The sequence below is a fragment of the Streptomyces halobius genome, assembly GCF_023277745.1.
Lineage (GTDB): Bacteria > Actinomycetota > Actinomycetes > Streptomycetales > Streptomycetaceae > Streptomyces > Streptomyces halobius.
The window spans coordinates 5,250,309-5,266,087 of sequence record NZ_CP086322.1; the positions used below are offsets into that span (position 1 = coordinate 5,250,309).

The window sequence follows — 15,779 nt, forward strand, 5'->3', positions numbered from 1 at the left end:
CCCCTACTCCGCCCTGGAGTACGTCCGCGGCTGCTTGTCCCCGCCCAGGAACTCGCGCCGCAGCGTTCCGTCCTCGTGGAGACGGAAGACGGACGGGCTGCTCGGGGCGCAGCCGGGGGCGGCCCTGTCGATGACCGAGGGGCCGACGGTCAGTTTTCCCTCGGCCGAGTAGAGGTCGGCGTGCGCGGTGCAGCGGCCGTTGGGGCCGTCGACGACCGCGGTCAGTACCCGGCTGCCGACCGGGGCCCGCTTGACGGTGAGGCGGTGGGAGCTGCCATTGGCGGTCGATCGCTGCCAGGTGCCGAGGTATGCGGACGGGACCGTCTCGGCGGTGGCGCTCAGGCGGTGCAGTGTCGCGGTGCGGCCTGCCGCCGCCCACTTCAGGGTGTTGCCGTTGCCCGGTTCCAGGGTGTGCTCCCCGAGCGCGGAGCAGCGGCCGGCCGGGACCGATGCCACGACCTTGGTGTCGAGGCGCAGTGCGGGGCGGCCGTCGCCCGCCGTGACGGAGACCAGTTTGCCGTCGCTCTTGCACTCGTACGTCCTGCCGAGGCTGGTGCTGTTCGCGACCACTTCGCCGACCTTGCCGTGCGAGATCACGAACCGGCGCTGCTGCCCCGTGGGCGTGCCGTCGCGCAGGACGGGGCCCGACCATGTGCCGACGTAGCGGGCGGAGATGTCGGAGGAGCGGTCAGCGCCGCCGGAGTTGCCTGAGTCGTCGTTCGCGCCGGTCAGGAGAGGCACCGCGATGGCGGTTGCGGTGGCGGCGGCGACGGCCGTGACGAGGAGGGGAAGCCAGCGGCGGCGGGGAGGGGAGGGCGGCGGACCCGCCGGGGACGGTGAGGCGTGGGCCGGTGGGTGGGAGGGGGTGGTCTGCGGTTTGTTCGAGGACTTCGAGGGCGGCGTCGGGGGCGTCTCGGGTGTTGTTTCACGTGAAACGGCCTCTGGGGAACTGGGGTTGGGCCGTGCCATCAGCGTCGTCGTGCCCGTCCTGCCCGCCGTCGGCGGGTGCCCGCCGGGCGGGGTGTCCGTGTCCAGGAGGCGTACGGCGTGCTGGCCCAGGCTTGCGATCAGCTCGGCCGGCAGCCACGGGGCCGTCGACCCGCCGCTGTTCACCGGACCGAACCGGTCCACGATCCGGCCCACGACCTCCTCGGGCGCGGGCCGCGCCGCCGGGTCCTTGGCCAGGCAACCCTCGATCAGCCCCCGGATTCCCTCCGGCGCGTCGGCCAGATCCGGCGGGTCCTGCGCGATCCGGAACATCACCGCATGCACGCCCGACGCCACGCTGCCGAACGGCGTCCGCCCGGTCGCCGCGTACGCGAGCACCGATCCGACACAGAAGACATCGCTGGCCGGGCCGACGCGATGGCCCTGCACCTGCTCGGGCGACATGAAGCTGGGCGAGCCGACGACCATGCCGGCACGGGTCTGGGTCTGGTCGCCGACCGCGTCCAGGGCGCGTGCGATGCCGAAGTCGATGACGCGGGGCCCGTCGATGGTGAGCAGGACGTTGGACGGCTTGAGGTCGCGGTGCACCAGGCCGACGCCGTGGATGTCGCGCAGGGCGCAGGCGAGGCCGTAGGCGAGGTGCCGCAGCGAGTGCTCGGGGAGCGCGCCGTAGGTGCCGGCCCGGCCGTACGATCCGCCGACGACCGCGCTGAGCGCGGGGCCCGCGATGTATCCGGTGGCGACCCACGGGACGTCGGCCTCGGTGTCGGCGTCCAGGACGGGCGCGGTCCACTGGCCGCCGACCCGGCGCGCGGCCGCCACCTCGGCCCGGAAGCGGTCCCGGAACTCCTCCTCGGCGGCCAGCTCGGCCTTCACCAGTTTCACGGCGACGGTCCGGCCGCCCTCGGAACGGGCGAGGTAGACCCGGCCCATCCCGCCGCTGCCGAGGCGGCTGAGCAGCCGGTAGTCCCCGATCCACGGTGGATCGTCGGCCGTCAGTCCGCGCAGGCCCTCCATGCGAGCGCCGTCCCCCTGTCCCCTGTCGTTCGTCGCCGGGCCATCGTCCCCGTGCCCTTCCGTGCTCCGCCGAGCCTAGGGCGCCGCTTATCGCGCGACGGCAGACGGAGCGTTACGACGGGAGAACGATCGAGGGGAGTATCGAGGGGGAGTGAAGCGAGACGTCAGTCCGTCTTTCGCGCAGGTCAGTGCAGGTCAGTACCGACTTGCGGTGATGATCTTCCGCGGAGTTCCGGCCCCACCGGGGATTGAGGTCGATCATCGCGTCTCGGGATCCCGGAGAATCACGTCATCCGGCTTGAGGCCCACACGATCGAGCCCGACGCGTCCCCGTACGGTGACAACCATGACCGGTACGTCGGCACCATGAAGGTGCGCAGCTGAGCGCAAGGTGACGCGGTCAGGGGGACAGCCCGTCCAGGGCCCGGTCGAGCCGTTCCAGAGCTTCCGGCACGTGACGGAACCCCCGCCGGCCGCCCAGCCGTTCGACCCGCTTCTCCGCACCGGGCTTCGACCCGCACCTCAGGCGCGTCAACTCACGTCGAAGTCCTGTTAACCCGTACGGGAGGCGCGCTTAACCCCACCGTTCCTAGCGTCCGTGCCGTACTGCACGTCCCGAGCAGAGGAGCGGTGGACGCCTTGGAGACATACGGGCAACTGGCGGCGCGGCTGGCGATCGACCTGGCCGCGGTGAGTGTGCTGACCTTCGCCGTGTACTACCCGCGGCACCGGCGCCGTGACCTCGTACCGGCCTATCTGGCGCTGAATGTCGCGCTGTTCTCCGTGGTCGCGGCGCTGGCGAGGGTCGGCGAAGGCGGCGGCATGGCGCTCGGCTTCGGGCTCTTCGGGGTGCTGTCGATCATCCGGTTGCGCTCGGACTCCATCCAGCACGAGGAGGTCGCGTACTACTTCACGACCCTGGTGCTCGGCCTGCTGTGTGCGCTGCCGCATCTCCCGATTGCCCTGGCCGGGGCGCTGGCCGGCCTCCTCCTGCTGGTCATTCACTTCGCCGATCATCCGCGACTGCTGGCCGGTACCCGTCGTGCTGTGGTCACTCTGGACGTCGTCCACTCCGACTCGGCCGCGCTCCGCGCCGACCTGGCCCGCCGCCTTGGCGAGCCGCTGACCTGGACCGTGAAGAGTGTGGATTTTGTCCGGGACTTGATGGTGGTGGATGTCCGGTTCCGTGTGGCGGAACTTTCCGGGGGTGTGGAGCGTAGAACGCGCAGCACCGCACAGAGCGCTCCCCGGTCCCGTGCGATCCCCCGGGCGCGCGCGAACCCCCTTCCCCAAGCTCTCAACTCCGATCGAGCTGGGGACCCCTATCGTCCGCCCGCCAAGGAGACCGTGTGATTCCCGCCGTACGAGCCATCGCGCGCGCCGCCATGGCCGCACGCCCCGTCCCGCTCGCCGACGTCCAGGCGCGCGCCGAACTCCTCGCCCGCTACGACCACAGCTATCTCGTACCGGTCGACGTCTTCGCCGCCTTCGCGGCCGAACTCACCGACCAGCGCAGGCCCGGCGGCCCGTTCGCCGCGCTCTGCATCGACGGCCGCCGCTGGTTCCGCTATCACTCCACCTACTACGACACCCCTGACCTGCGGTGTTACCACGACCACCGGCAGGGCCGCCGACTGCGCTACAAGATCCGCGAGCGGCTCTACGAGGACACCGGTGAGCGGCAGTTCGAGATCAAGCTCAAGGGACGGCGCGGCGAAACGGTCAAGCACCGGCAGCCGCTGCTGCCCGGCGACACGCCCCTCGGCCACGCCCCGCGAGGCTTCCTCTCCTCCGTACTGGGCCGTGCGTACGGCATCGAGGCCCCCACCGGACTCGGGCTCTCCATAGAGACCGACTACCAGCGCACCACCCTTGTCGCGGACGGACAGCGCATCACCTGTGACGCGGCCCTGGCCTGCCGCGACCTGGAAACCGGCCGCACCGTACGGGCCGACGACGGCCTCGTCCTCGTCGAGACCAAGACCACCGGTCATCTGACGGAGGCGGACCGGCTGCTGCACGGCTACGGGCTGCGCGCCGCCGAATTCACCAAATACTGCGGGGCGTTGGCGGCCCTGCGCCCGGAGCTGACCGCCAGCCACTGGCGGCGGGCGGTGCGGACGGTCTTTCCTGCGGAGGCGGGCTCTTCCTCGGAGGCAGGCCCCCCTTCGGGGGAAATTGGTCCTTCGGATGCGGGTTCCTCTTCAGAGGCGGGCTTTTCTTCGGGGGCCTAACGGGGAGGACCTTCCCCGGCCCCGAACATCGCTGTGATCCGGGTCCCGCCCCCCGGCACAGCGCCGAATTCCACCGCGCCGCCCGACTCCCGGGCGGCCCGGCGCACGATGTCCAGGCCGAGGCCCGTGGAGCCGCCGCCGCTGTTGCCGCGTTCGGGGACATGGCCGTCGGGAAAGCCGGGCCCATCGTCCTCGATGACGAGCCGGGCGGCGGGCCGTTCATGCCCTGCGTCCCCTTCCCCGCGTACGACCGTGATCCGCATTCCCGCGCCCTCCGGTGTGTGGTCGAAGACGTTGCCGATCAACGCGTCGACGGCGGCGGCCAGTGCGGTGCCATCGACCTGTACGACGACAGGGGACGACGGGGCGGTGAAATCGAGCGCGCGGCCCTGGTCCTCCGCCAACGCGCGCCAGAAGTCCGCCCGGTCGCGGGCGACGGCGGCCAGGTCGGCGCGTGCCGCCTCTGCGGCGCCCTCCCGCAGCGGCTTGCGGGCCGTACGGATCACCTCGTCGACGCCGCGCTCCAGCGCCGCCACGCCCGCCGCGATCCGCTCCGCCTCCGTCGGGTCGCGCAGCCCCTCCGCGTCCAGGCGCAGCACGGCGACCGGCGTACGGAGGCGGTGCGCGAGGTCGGCGGCGTTCTCGCGTTCGGCGGTCAGGAAACCGTGGATGCGCTCGGCGAGATGGTTGAGCTGGCGGGCGACGAGGCGGAGTTCGGGCGGCCCGGAGGGCTCGGCGCGGGCCGTGAGATCGCCGCCGGCCAGGCGGTCCGCGACGGCGGCCAGACGGCGGGCGGAGCCGACGAGGCGGGAGCCGAGACGGTCGGCGAACAGCAGGCCCAGCAGCATCAGCCCGGCGCCGATTCCGGCGAACGCGAGAGACGAGGCGCGCGTGCCCGCGTACAACTGCCCGCTGGTGAGGGCGACGCGGACGACGGCGCTGCCCCTGTCGACGCCCTGCACCGGGACGAGGACGGTCCGGCCGCCGCCGGAAGGCTCGTAGGTGAAGGCCCGCCCGTAGCGCGCCAGCCGCACCGCGTCGTTGACCGGTGCCGGGGGACCGAGGACCGTGCCGTCGGCCAGGATCACCGACGTACGGGGGAGTCCGGGGCCGTTGGCGGACGCGACGAGGGTGGCGGCGGAACGGCGTCCGGAGGGCCCGGCCAGCGCTCCGCCGAGACTGGCGGCCAGGGAGTGGGCGCGCGCGGTGGCGTCGGCGGTCGCCCGGTCGGCGGCGTGGCTGCGGGCCAGGAGGGACAACGGGACGAGCAGTGCCGCCAGCACGAGCGCGGTCGTGGCGGCGGTCAGCAGGAGGATACTGCGGCGCATGGCTAGGGCCGCTCTTGGCCGGTGGGCTGCGGAGCGGTCTGCGGGGTGGCCGGCAGCGCCGGGGCAGCGTCGGGGGCGGGGGCCGACGGGGCGGGTGTCGCGTCCGGTGGAGCGTCGGAGACGGCGTCCCGTGGGGCATCGGGTGCCGCGCCCGGCGGGGCCAGTTTCACGCCCACCGTACGGACCGTATGGAGATAGCGCGGCCGCTGCGCCGTCTCCCCCAGCTTCCGCCGCAGCCACGACAGATGCACGTCCACCGTCTTGTCGGCGCCGCCCAGCGGCTGCTGCCACACCTCCGCGAGCAGCTCCCGCCGCGAGACCACCTGACCTGCGCGGCGGGCCAGATACGCCAGCAGGTCGAACTCCCGGGGGGTGAGGTCCAGCGGCCGGCCCGTCAGCGTCACCTCGCGCGCCGCCACATCCAGCACCAGCTCACCGACACGGAGAGCCGGGTCGGGCTCCTCGGGGCCGAGGCGGCGCAGCACCGCCTTGATCCTCGCGTCCAACTGGTCCGCCCCGAACGGCTTGACGATGTAGTCGTCCGCGCCGTCCCCGAGCGCCGCGACCATATCGGGCTCGTCGTCCCGGGCGGTGGCGACGATCACCGGGACATCGCTGACCGCGCGCAGCATCCGCAGGACCTGGGCGCCGTCCACATCCGGCAGCCCCAGATCCAGGACGACGAGATCGGGGCGGTCGGTGACGGCGGCGTCGAGTCCGGACATTCCGGTCGCGGCGGTGGCGACGGCATGGCCGCGGTCGCGCAGCGCACGCACCAGCGCACCGCGCAGCCGCGGGTCGTCCTCGACGACGAGTAGGTGGGGCATACAGCCACCGTAGTCAGCGTCCAGGCTTTAACAGGAGGGGCGGCGGCGGGCTTTGAGCGGGCTTTAACCGGGCGTTAGGGAAGGGTGCGAAAGACTGGAACCGGGCAGGCCGGTTCGGGCAGGGGCTGGACGGGGCACGAGGTCGGGATGGACGCGAGGTCGGGACAGACACGAGGTTGCGTCGGGCACGCCACCGGGGCGGGTAGGAGGTCGTGCCGGCTACCGGCTCGGGCCGGGCACTCGGGGGAGAGGCGATGGCCATGAGGTGGCGTGGTGCCGTGACGGTGGTTGCCTGGGCCGCCGGGGTGGGCGCGGCGAGCGTGCTGGGCGCCTGCTCTCTCGCCGGCACGGTGGACCGCGGTGCCGGCGCCGCTCCCATGGACGACGCGGCCGTACGGCAGCAGCTCGCCGAGGCCCGCTCCGCCTCCCCGGGACCGTCGGCCACCGCGTCCCCGCCGCCCCCGCCGTCCACCTCCTTACCGTCGGCGCACGCGAACACCGCGACCGTACGGGTCACCGGGGGCAGCATCAGCGCCGCATGCCGCGCCGACGGCCGGATCTACCTCACCGCCTGGAGCCCCGCCACCGGCTACCACGTGGACGACGACGTCACCCGGGGGCCAGTCGGCACCGCCACCGTCGAGTTCGAGCCACTGGACGACGCAGGTGGCGAGGATCGTCCCTACGACGTCCACTGCGCCGACGGCCGCCCCAAGGCCACACCGGTCCCCGACCAGGACGACGCGGACGACTGAGCGGCGGCGACGCCCGACCGACAGACGCGGACGGCTGAGGCGCGGCAACGCCCCTCGTCCCCTCCAGCCGCTCCCTCCCGCCGACACTCTGTCCACCCCCGTGGCGAGCGCCATACACCCTGTCGGTACCGGTCAGCACACCGTGATCCATACGCTGGAGGAGTTCGCCGCCGTCCCCGGCGGACCCGAGCGACCCGATCCGAGGTACTGACCGTGACCACGACGCATCCCGCCTCCGCCTCCGCCTCCTCCTTCGCCGACTCCGCCGCCGGCGCGGCCGTGAAGGCCGACGACCGCGCGCATGTCTTCCACTCCTGGTCCGCGCAGGGCCTCATCGACCCGCTCGCGGTCGCCGGCGCGGAGGGCGCGTACTTCTGGGACTACGACGGCAACCGCTACCTCGACTTCTCCTCGCAGCTGGTCAACACCAACATCGGCCACCAGCACCCCAAGGTCGTCGCGGCCATCCAGGAGCAGGCCGGAAAGCTGTGCACCCTGGCGCCCGGTTTCGCGGTGGACGTACGGTCCGAGGCCGCCCGGCTGGTCGCCGAGCGCACCCCCGGCGACCTCGACAAGATCTTCTTCACCAACGGCGGCGCGGAGGCCGTGGAGAACGCCGTCCGGATGGCCCGGCTGCACACCGGCCGCCCCAAGGTGCTGTCCGCCTACCGCTCGTACCACGGCGCCACCGCCGCCGCGATCAACCTGACCGGTGACCCGCGCCGCTGGCCCTCGGACACCGCGTCGGCCGGCGTGGTGCACTTCTGGGGCCCGTTCCGCTACCGCTCGGCCTTCCACGCCGAGAACGAGGCGCAGGAGTGCGAGCGTGCCCTGGCGCACCTTGAGCAGACCATCGCCTTCGAAGGCCCGCAGTCGATCGCGGCGATCATCCTGGAGTCCGTCCCCGGCACCGCGGGGATCATGGTCCCGCCGCCCGGCTATCTGGCCGGCGTCCGCGAGATCTGCGACCGCTACGGCATCGTCTACATCCTCGACGAGGTGATGGCGGGCTTCGGCCGCACCGGCCGCTGGTTCGCCGCCGACCACTTCGACGTCACCCCGGACCTGCTGACCTTCGCCAAGGGCGTGAACTCCGGGTATGTCCCGCTCGGCGGCGTCGCGATCAGCGCCGGGATCGCCGCCACCTTCGAGACCCGGCCCTTCCCGGGCGGCCTGACCTACTCGGGCCACCCGCTGGCCTGCGCCTCCGCCGTCGCCACGATCAACACGATGGCCGAGGAACGGATCGTCGAGAACGCGGCCGAGATCGGCGAGAAGGTCATCGGCCCGGCCCTCCGCGAGATCGCCGGGTGCCATCCGTCCGTCGGCGAGGTCCGGGGCATGGGCGTCTTCTGGGCCCTGGACCTGGTCAAGAACAAGGAGACCCGCGAACCGCTGGTCCCGTACAACGCGTCGGGCGCCGCCAACGCGCCGATGGCCGAATTCGCGGCGGCCTGCAAGCGCGGCGGACTGTGGCCGTTCGTGAACATGAACCGCACGCATGTCGTCCCGCCCTGCACGATCACCGAGGCCGAGGCCAAGGAGGGCCTGGCCGCGCTGGACGAGGCGCTGACGGTGGCGGACGGGCACACGGACTGAGCGGGCGGGGACGGGGCCCGGTCGCCGTGGTCTTCTCCCCGTCCCCCGACCGTCTCCGGATCACGGTCACCGCGGCCCTCGCCTATCGTGGGCGGGGGCCGCTTTCCGTCCGCGGCCATGGAGTGGTCGAAGGAGACGCACACGATGGCGGCCGGCGCAGACAGCGGAGTCATACGGCGCAGCACCCTGCGCCAGCAGATCGCCGACGCGCTCCGCGACGAGGTCCTGGCCGGCCGGCTGCCGTGCGGCCACGCGTTCACGGTCAAGGAGATCGCGGACCAGTACGGCGTCTCCGCGACCCCGGTGCGCGAGGCGCTGCTCGACCTGTGCGCCCAAGGCCTCCTCGTCGTCGAACAGCACCGCGGCTTCAAGGTGCACGCGTTCACCGCCGACGACTTCCGCGCCATGGTCGAGGCCCGCACCCTGATCACCGAAGGCATCTTCCGCGGCGGCGCGGAACGCGCGCTGCGCGACACCCCCAGCGAGGTGCTGGTCTCCGTCCGGCGCCGGGCCGAGGAGGCCGAACGGGCCGCGCGGGCCGGTGACCTGGACGTCCTCATCGGCTACGACCTGCGGTTCTGGCGTGAACTCAGCGGCATCGTGGGAAACCCGTACATCAGCGACTTCCTGGACCGGGTCCGTGTACAGACCTGGATGTTCGCGGTGCCCCTGCTGCGCCGGGAGGACGACCTCAGGGGGCATCTGTGGCAGGGGCACGGCGCGCTGGCCGACGCCCTCGTCCGGCACGATCTGCGCGAGGCCCAGCGACTGATCGCCGAATACAACGCGCACTCACTGGCCCTCGTCGGAACGCGCGGCTAGCACTACGCTGTCCCGACCATCGGCCGTAAGCGCCGCACTCACGTAGCTACTCCGTGGCCGTTCTGTATGTGCCCGTAGCCGTTCTGTACGTGCGCCGGTGTCCCCGTCCCCGACCGGAAGCGAGCCCCCACTCGTGGCATGTGACCTGTGGCTGGTACCCCTCGTCGATGTGCTGTGCCACAGCCCCGACAACCCGTTCTCCGAAGAGATCGCCGCCTACGACAAGGCCCTGACGGACGCGGGTCTGCCACCGGTCCCGGTCTTCGGCTATATGCCGGGTCTGTCCGGTGAGGTCGCCCCGGTCGCCGGATTCGACTACGACGCGCTGCACTTCCTGCGCCGCGCCTATCTCCTGCGCCTGTGCGGCCTGGAGGTCACTCCGGTGGACGAACTGGGCGGTGACTACGAGCAGTTGCTGGAGATGTTCGAGAGCACCGCACGGCAGTCCCACCTGGTGTGGCACTACGACCACGCGGGCGCGTACGTCCCGGTCGACTTCGCGCATCCGCTCGCCAACGACGAACTGCTGGAGGGCGGCGGCCCGTTGGGGTCCGCGCACGGGCTGCTGCGAGAACTCGAAACGGTCGCGCCGTCCCTCGGTATCGATCCGGCCAATCCGCCGGCCGCGCCCGCCCCGCCGGCCGGTCCCACCTCACTGGAGGAGCGGGCGGGCGTGATACCCCTGGACGACGGCCCGTTCGCCCGGGAGCGGCATGTCTGGCTGGGACTGCATGCGGCGGCCACGCGGAGCCTCGGGCAAGGATCCATGATCGTCTTCAGTTGAGGCGTCGGGGCGCTTCCGGGGGCCTGAGGTGTCAGGGCGTGTCCCGGGGCTGAGGTCTCGGGGCATGTCCGGGGGGCTGAGGTGTCGGAGCGCGTCCCGGGACGTGGCCCAGGACGCGATGCCACCTCAGCGCGGCGGCTCCGGCGGCCGCTGCCGTGGCATGTTCGGCTGCCGCGGCATGTTCGGCCGGGCGCCGGGCGGCAGGGCGAACCGGCCCTGCTGCCCCGCCGCCTCCTGCCGCGGCGCCGCCCACGGCACCAGCGCATGCGTGGCCTGGGGCATCCGCCCGGCCCGGAAGTCCGCCATCCAGTGCGCCGTCTCGGACCGTACGAGCTCGCCGATGTCCTCGTTGAACCGGCGCAGCACCGCCAGGCAGCGCTCCGCCGCCTCGCTCGCCGTGCCCTCCGTGGGCCCGAGCACCTCTCGCACGCACTCCACCGCCCAGTCGAATTGCAGCGCCTCCAGACGCCGGTGAATCGCCTGGGCGGTGGCCAGGTCCCGCATCCACCCGGCCGTCACCCCGAAGTACCGGTCACAGCCGACACACACCGCCGCCAGCAGCAGCGTCAGATAGCCCCACGGCGCCCCGCCGCTCCAGATCCTGGTCAGATCCAGCATCGGAAGCGCTCCGCCCGCCGACACCCCGGCCGCGGCGCCCAGCCGCAGCAGCCGCGCTCCGCGGCGCTTCGCCAGCCGGTCGTGCAGATACCAGTCGGCGGCCCGCAGAGCGCCCTGCTCCGTCCACAGATAGAGCGCGTCCAGGCGGTCGGCCGGCTCACCCCAGTCACCGAGCGGGAAGACCCGCCCCACCAGATCCTCCCGGCCGACGGCCCGGACCTGCCCCGGGCCCCGCTCCCCGAACCGTCGCCGCTCGCGGTCCTGGCCCCGTCCCTGCCCGCCCTTCTCCCGAGGGGGCCCCTCGGGCTGCATCTCCGGCTGACTCACCCGTGCACTCCCTCTATACGGATACGTGCGGTGCGCGCGAGGGGGCACCTCCCATGCCTTTCGGGCCATGGGGGAGTGCGAGACGGCTGATGCGCGCAGCCCCTTCCTACCGCCGAACGGTTGGCCTTGTGCCCAAGATCGCCCGAATTCCGCCCGGAAGTAGTGCGACGTCGGGTATAAGGCCATCGGGCATCTCACTCGAAAGAGTTCGCCGAGGGGGGAACGGAGGTTTCGCGGCCGGGCGGCGCGCATGCGGAGGATTCCCCGGCCGTGCCCGGCGGCTCTGCCCGGCGGCGCGTACGCAAAGGTCCTCGGCTCTGGCCCAGGCCGGGCGTGCGCAAAGGTCCCTAGCCCTTCCCGGTACGCCACCCTCCACCAATTCCGGTACGCCACCCTCCCCAAGATCTACGGCACCCCCGCCCCCGCCCCCCCCAAGGCCCGCGGGGTCTCCCGCCGCCGGAGGCGACTAGGCTGCCCCGCGTGAAGGTCCTCGTCATCGGCGGCGGTGCCCGCGAACACGCCCTGTGCCGCTCTCTGTCCCTCGACCCCGACGTCACCGCGCTGCACTGCGCCCCCGGCAACGCCGGTATCGCCGAGGTGGCCGAACTGCACGGGGTCAACGCCCTCGACGGCACCGCCGTCGCCGACCTGGCCGCCCGCCTGGCGGCCGACCTGGTCGTGGTCGGCCCCGAAGCCCCCCTGGTGGCGGGCGTCGCGGACGCGGTACGCGCCCGGGGCGTCCCGGTCTTCGGCCCCTCGGCCGAGGCCGCCCAGCTGGAGGGCTCCAAGGCGTTCGCCAAGGACGTGATGGCCGCCGCCGGCGTGCCCACCGCCCGCAGCTATGTCTGCACCACCCCGGAAGAGGTCGACGAGGCCCTGGACGCGTTCGGCGCCCCGTACGTCGTCAAGGACGACGGCCTGGCGGCGGGCAAGGGCGTCGTCGTCACCGAGGACGTCGAGCAGGCCCGCGCGCACGCCAACGCCTGCGACCGCGTTGTGATCGAGGAGTTCCTCGACGGTCCCGAGGTCTCCCTCTTCGCCGTCACCGACGGCGAGACCGTCGTCCCGCTCCAGCCCGCCCAGGACTTCAAGCGTGCCTACGACGGCGACGCCGGCCCGAACACCGGCGGCATGGGCGCGTACAGCCCGCTGCCCTGGGCCGACCCGAAGCTGGTCGCCGAGGTCATGGACACCGTCCTGCAGCCCACCGTCGACGAGCTGCGCCGCCGCGGCACCCCGTTCTCCGGGCTGCTCTACGCGGGCCTGGCGATCACCTCGCGCGGCGTCCGCGTGATCGAGTTCAACGCGCGCTTCGGCGACCCCGAGACCCAGGTCGTCCTGGCCCGCCTCAAGACCCCGCTGGCCGGCCTGCTGCACGCCGCCGCCACCGGCACGCTCGCCTCCTTCCCACCGCTGCGCTGGACCGACGGCGCGGCGGTCACCGTCGTCATCGCGTCCCACAACTACCCGGGCACCCCGCGCACCGGCGACCCCATCGAGGGCCTCGCCGACGTCGCGGAGCAGGACGGACCCAAGGCGTACGTGCTGCACGCCGGCACCAGGCGGGACGAGTCCGGCGCCGTGCTCAGCGCGGGCGGCCGGGTGCTGTCCGTCACGGCCACCGGCGCCGACCTCGCCACCGCCCGGCAGCGCGCCTACCACGCCGTCGGCCGGATCTCGCTGGACGGCTCCCAGCACCGGACGGACATCGCGGCCAAGGCTGCCGAGTCGGCCGTGGCTTAAGGGGAGGTCGCTCCGGCTGCGACTTCGGAGGCGGGCCGGGCCATCGGGAGAGGCCGCTCCGCAGGCGTAGGGCACCCGCCCACCCTTGCCGGCACCGGCCCCGGGCGCACGTCCCGAGCGGACGGGCACCCGGGGGCCGAGGTTTGTGGGCGCCGGGTGCCGACGCATACGCGTACGGGGACGCGATCTCCCGGGGATGAGCTCCCCGTACGCGGGCTTGCGGCCGCCGCGGCGTACGCGCGTACGAGGCTGCGGCGCCCTGTACGTACACGCGCACGGACGGCCCGGTGGCCCAACCCCGCACGACCGCCCCGCGCCCCCGCCTCCGCTCGCCCCGCGCTCTCCGGGCCTGCTGAGGCTGCTGCGCCGCCGTGGCACAGCCCCGCCCGCCGCCAGTTCCCGGCTTTGCCCAAAGCCATTCCATCGAGTGACCGCACCGGGTATCCGGCTGACGTGGGCCACACCCCCAACTAGGGTGCCGCGCAAGCGTCCTGCGGTTGCCGCGCCGGAATCCGGCACGGTTGCCACGGCGGCGTCCGGCAAGTGGCTCACCGGCATTGCGATGTCAGTGGCCAGTGCCACAGTGGTGGGGGAGTGAGCAACGCCCACGGCGGACGCCCGCGTCCACCAGACCGGCAGCGGAGTTCTCTCGCCCGCCCGATCCGTTCCGTGTTCTCTCCGTCGTCTCCGTCCGGCTCCATCAGGACAGCAGGGGGTGTACAGGCTCGTGACAGATCCGGAAACAGGCGTCCTGGCAGCGCGTGCCCGCGCCCTCGCCGTGCTGCGGATCCGAGGTGCGGCGCTGGCCGTGGCGGTGCTGCCCGCGGCTGTCGCCGTGGTGCTGCTCGTCGGCGGCGCGACCGGCCATATCGGCGGCTCCGGCCCGGCCTGGCAGGCGGCCCTTTGGATCGTGAGCGGTCTCGCCGTGGGCGTCCTGCTCCTGGCGGCCCTGGTCGCCGCGGTCGTCACCCGCGCCAGACCCGCGCTCAGTCCGTCCGTGCCGATCGCCGAGACATCCGCCCCCGACCTCTACCGCCTCGTGCGCGACCTCGCCGACCGCCTCGGCGTCCCGCCGCCGTCCGCGATAGCGCTCACCCCGGACTGCGACAGCTGGCTGGAGGACCGTACGCACCGCGCCCACGCCCCGCCCCGCGACGACGGGACGCCGGGGCGGTCCGCCGCCGAAGGCCGCCGGGAGCCCGAGGCGCCGGTCCTCGTCATCGGCTCGCCGTTCCTGTGGTGGATGCGGGTCGCCGAGCTGCGCGCCCTGCTCGCCCCGGTCGTCGCCGGCACCGGCCCGTCCGCCCACCCCGACATAGCCGCCGCCCGCCGCTTCATCCGCGGGCTGGACGCCGCCGTCGCGGTCTCCGCCCGCGCCCGGGGCGGGCTCCGCCGCCCCGCGCTCCGCTTCGTCGGCCGGGTGGCCCGGCTGCTGCTCCGCGCCTGCCGCGACCACGCCACGATCATGGAGCGGGGTGTCGCGGCCGCCGCCTCCGAGCGCGCCCAGGGCGTCGACTACGGCCTGCGGGTCGTCGCCCAGGAGCAGGTCGGCCTGGCGTACGCGGGCTGGGACCGGCTGCTGACGAGGGTCGCGCTGCCCGCCTGGCGGATGGGCCGCTGGCCGTCCCGCCTGGACGCCGGTGTCGTCTCGGCGCTCACCGAACTCTCCCGCCGCGACCGCCTCGCCGAGGGCTTCGCCTCCCGCCTCGGCGAACGCCCCGCCTGCGACCTCCTGGAAGAGCCCGGCGCCATCGACCGCGCCGCCTCCCTGCTGGCCGCCCGGCTCTTCCACGGCGGCCCGGCCGAGCCCGGCCCGGACTGGTCGCCGGTCGGCTGGCAGCAGTACCCCCAGGAGGTCGTCGACCGGAAGTGGCGTACGGAAGCCGCTCGCCTCCACCGCATCCTCGACGACCTCCCGCCCACGGGGCCGTCCGCGACGGCGGCCGGCACCGCACCGGCGCCGGACACCGCACCCCTCCCGGGCACCGCGCCCACGGCGAACACCCCGGCCGGCGCGAGCACCGCGCCCGGAGCCACCGACCCGCCCTCCGCTTCCTCCGCCGCCTCACATTCCACGGTCCGGCCCGCCGCCCGGCCCCTCGCGTATGCCCGCGCCCGTGCCCGTACGCCCGTGGACCACCGCCCCCGAGGCCACCACCCCGCCACCCCTCAGCCCGGCGGCCTCCCCGCCGCCGAGCCGGGCCCGCCGCCCCCCGGGCCGACCCTCGCCCGGGTCATCGACCGACTCGCCCGCGACGCCCGCGCCGGTGACCTCGTCGCCGCCCGCCTCGGCGCCGAGGTCGAGCGCGAGGAGCGCGCAGAAGCGGCCCGCCAGGCCGCCCGCACTTCCGTCCAGGACACCGCCGCCGACGTGGCCTGGGGCGACGGCCTGGCCGAAGACGGCCTCCCGCTCTTCCCGCTGCAACCGCCCCGCACCGGCCGGGAACTCCTCGCCGACCACGTCACGGCCATGGTCTGCTGCGCCGCCGTCGACACCGCCGGCGCCGCCCCCGGCCTCGACTGGCTGGACGGCCCGGCACTGCTCGTCGACGGCGCCCGCCGCTCCGACCTCGGCAACCCCGTGCTCAGCCTGGTCGACGAGGGCGACGCCGAACCCCTCCGCGGCTGGCTGTCCACCGTCGGCGTCCGCCCCGAGAAGCCGGTCCGGCTGGGGTGACCCGCCCGCAACCCGCCGGCCGCCGCACGCTCCCGCCCGGCTGCGTGTTCCCCTCCGGTTCAATTTTCGGGTGGGGCCCCCGAATTCACGACGAAGGGTG

At 73.6% G+C, this 15,779-nt stretch carries 12 protein-coding genes; 8 read left to right on the forward strand and 4 right to left on the reverse strand.

Going from position 1 to position 15,779, the window contains the following annotated elements; genetic code table 11:
- Window positions 1–3: 3 nt before the first annotated feature.
- Window positions 4–1,965, reverse strand: coding sequence for a serine/threonine-protein kinase (locus K9S39_RS23865; RefSeq protein WP_248865382.1), 1,962 nt, complete (start codon window positions 1,963–1,965; stop codon window positions 4–6).
- A gap of 630 nt (window positions 1,966–2,595) precedes the next feature.
- Between K9S39_RS23865 and K9S39_RS23870 the strand changes: the two genes are divergently transcribed.
- The gene (locus K9S39_RS23870; RefSeq protein WP_319949579.1) at window positions 2,596–3,318 is read left to right on the forward strand and encodes a DUF4956 domain-containing protein; all 723 of its coding nucleotides are present in this window, start codon (window positions 2,596–2,598) and stop codon (window positions 3,316–3,318) included.
- Window positions 3,315–4,199 (forward strand): polyphosphate polymerase domain-containing protein, encoded by an 885-nt coding sequence (locus K9S39_RS23875; protein WP_248865383.1) that lies wholly within the window; start codon window positions 3,315–3,317, stop codon window positions 4,197–4,199. Before K9S39_RS23870 ends, K9S39_RS23875 begins: the two co-directional genes overlap by 4 nt.
- On the opposite strand, the gene K9S39_RS23880 is transcribed toward K9S39_RS23875, so the two are convergent.
- Both K9S39_RS23880 and K9S39_RS23885 read right to left on the reverse strand, forming a co-directional pair.
- Window positions 4,196–5,527, reverse strand: coding sequence for a sensor histidine kinase (locus tag K9S39_RS23880; RefSeq protein WP_248865384.1), 1,332 nt, complete (start codon window positions 5,525–5,527; stop codon window positions 4,196–4,198). The genes K9S39_RS23875 and K9S39_RS23880 overlap by 4 nt on opposite strands.
- Window positions 5,528–5,529: 2 nt before the next feature.
- On the reverse strand, window positions 5,530–6,354 hold the full coding sequence (locus K9S39_RS23885) for a response regulator transcription factor (protein ID WP_248865385.1): 825 nt from the start codon (window positions 6,352–6,354) through the stop codon (window positions 5,530–5,532).
- Between the two features lie 278 nt (window positions 6,355–6,632).
- On the opposite strand from K9S39_RS23885, the gene K9S39_RS23890 reads away from it, so the two are divergent.
- The 4 genes from K9S39_RS23890 (at window position 6,633) to K9S39_RS23905 (ending at window position 10,314) form a co-directional block, all read left to right on the forward strand.
- Window positions 6,633–7,109 carry a hypothetical protein gene (locus tag K9S39_RS23890; RefSeq protein WP_248865386.1) on the forward strand — a complete coding sequence of 159 codons (477 nt, stop codon included), beginning with the start codon at window positions 6,633–6,635 and terminating at the stop codon, window positions 7,107–7,109.
- A 213-nt stretch (window positions 7,110–7,322) separates the two neighbouring features.
- Complete coding sequence (locus tag K9S39_RS23895) at window positions 7,323–8,708, forward strand: aspartate aminotransferase family protein (protein ID WP_248865387.1); 1,386 nt, start codon at window positions 7,323–7,325, stop codon at window positions 8,706–8,708.
- Window positions 8,709–8,852: 144 nt separating this feature from the next.
- Window positions 8,853–9,530, forward strand: coding sequence for a GntR family transcriptional regulator (locus tag K9S39_RS23900; RefSeq protein WP_248865388.1), 678 nt, complete (start codon window positions 8,853–8,855; stop codon window positions 9,528–9,530).
- 133 nt (window positions 9,531–9,663) lie between these two features.
- Window positions 9,664–10,314, forward strand: coding sequence for a hypothetical protein (locus K9S39_RS23905; protein ID WP_248865389.1), 651 nt, complete (start codon window positions 9,664–9,666; stop codon window positions 10,312–10,314).
- A gap of 126 nt (window positions 10,315–10,440) precedes the next feature.
- Here the strand turns inward: K9S39_RS23905 and K9S39_RS23910 are convergent, their stop codons facing one another.
- Window positions 10,441–11,259 (reverse strand): SLATT domain-containing protein, encoded by an 819-nt coding sequence (locus K9S39_RS23910; RefSeq protein ID WP_248865390.1) that lies wholly within the window; start codon window positions 11,257–11,259, stop codon window positions 10,441–10,443.
- Between the two features lie 480 nt (window positions 11,260–11,739).
- Between K9S39_RS23910 and purD the strand changes: the two genes are divergently transcribed.
- Together purD and K9S39_RS23920 are read left to right on the forward strand one after the other, a co-directional pair.
- Window positions 11,740–13,002, forward strand: a complete 1,263-nt coding sequence (gene purD / locus K9S39_RS23915; protein ID WP_248865391.1) for a phosphoribosylamine--glycine ligase — start codon at window positions 11,740–11,742, stop codon at window positions 13,000–13,002.
- Between the two features lie 727 nt (window positions 13,003–13,729).
- Window positions 13,730–15,679 (forward strand): M48 family metalloprotease, encoded by a 1,950-nt coding sequence (locus tag K9S39_RS23920; protein WP_248865392.1) that lies wholly within the window; start codon window positions 13,730–13,732, stop codon window positions 15,677–15,679.
- Window positions 15,680–15,779: the final 100 nt, after the last annotated feature.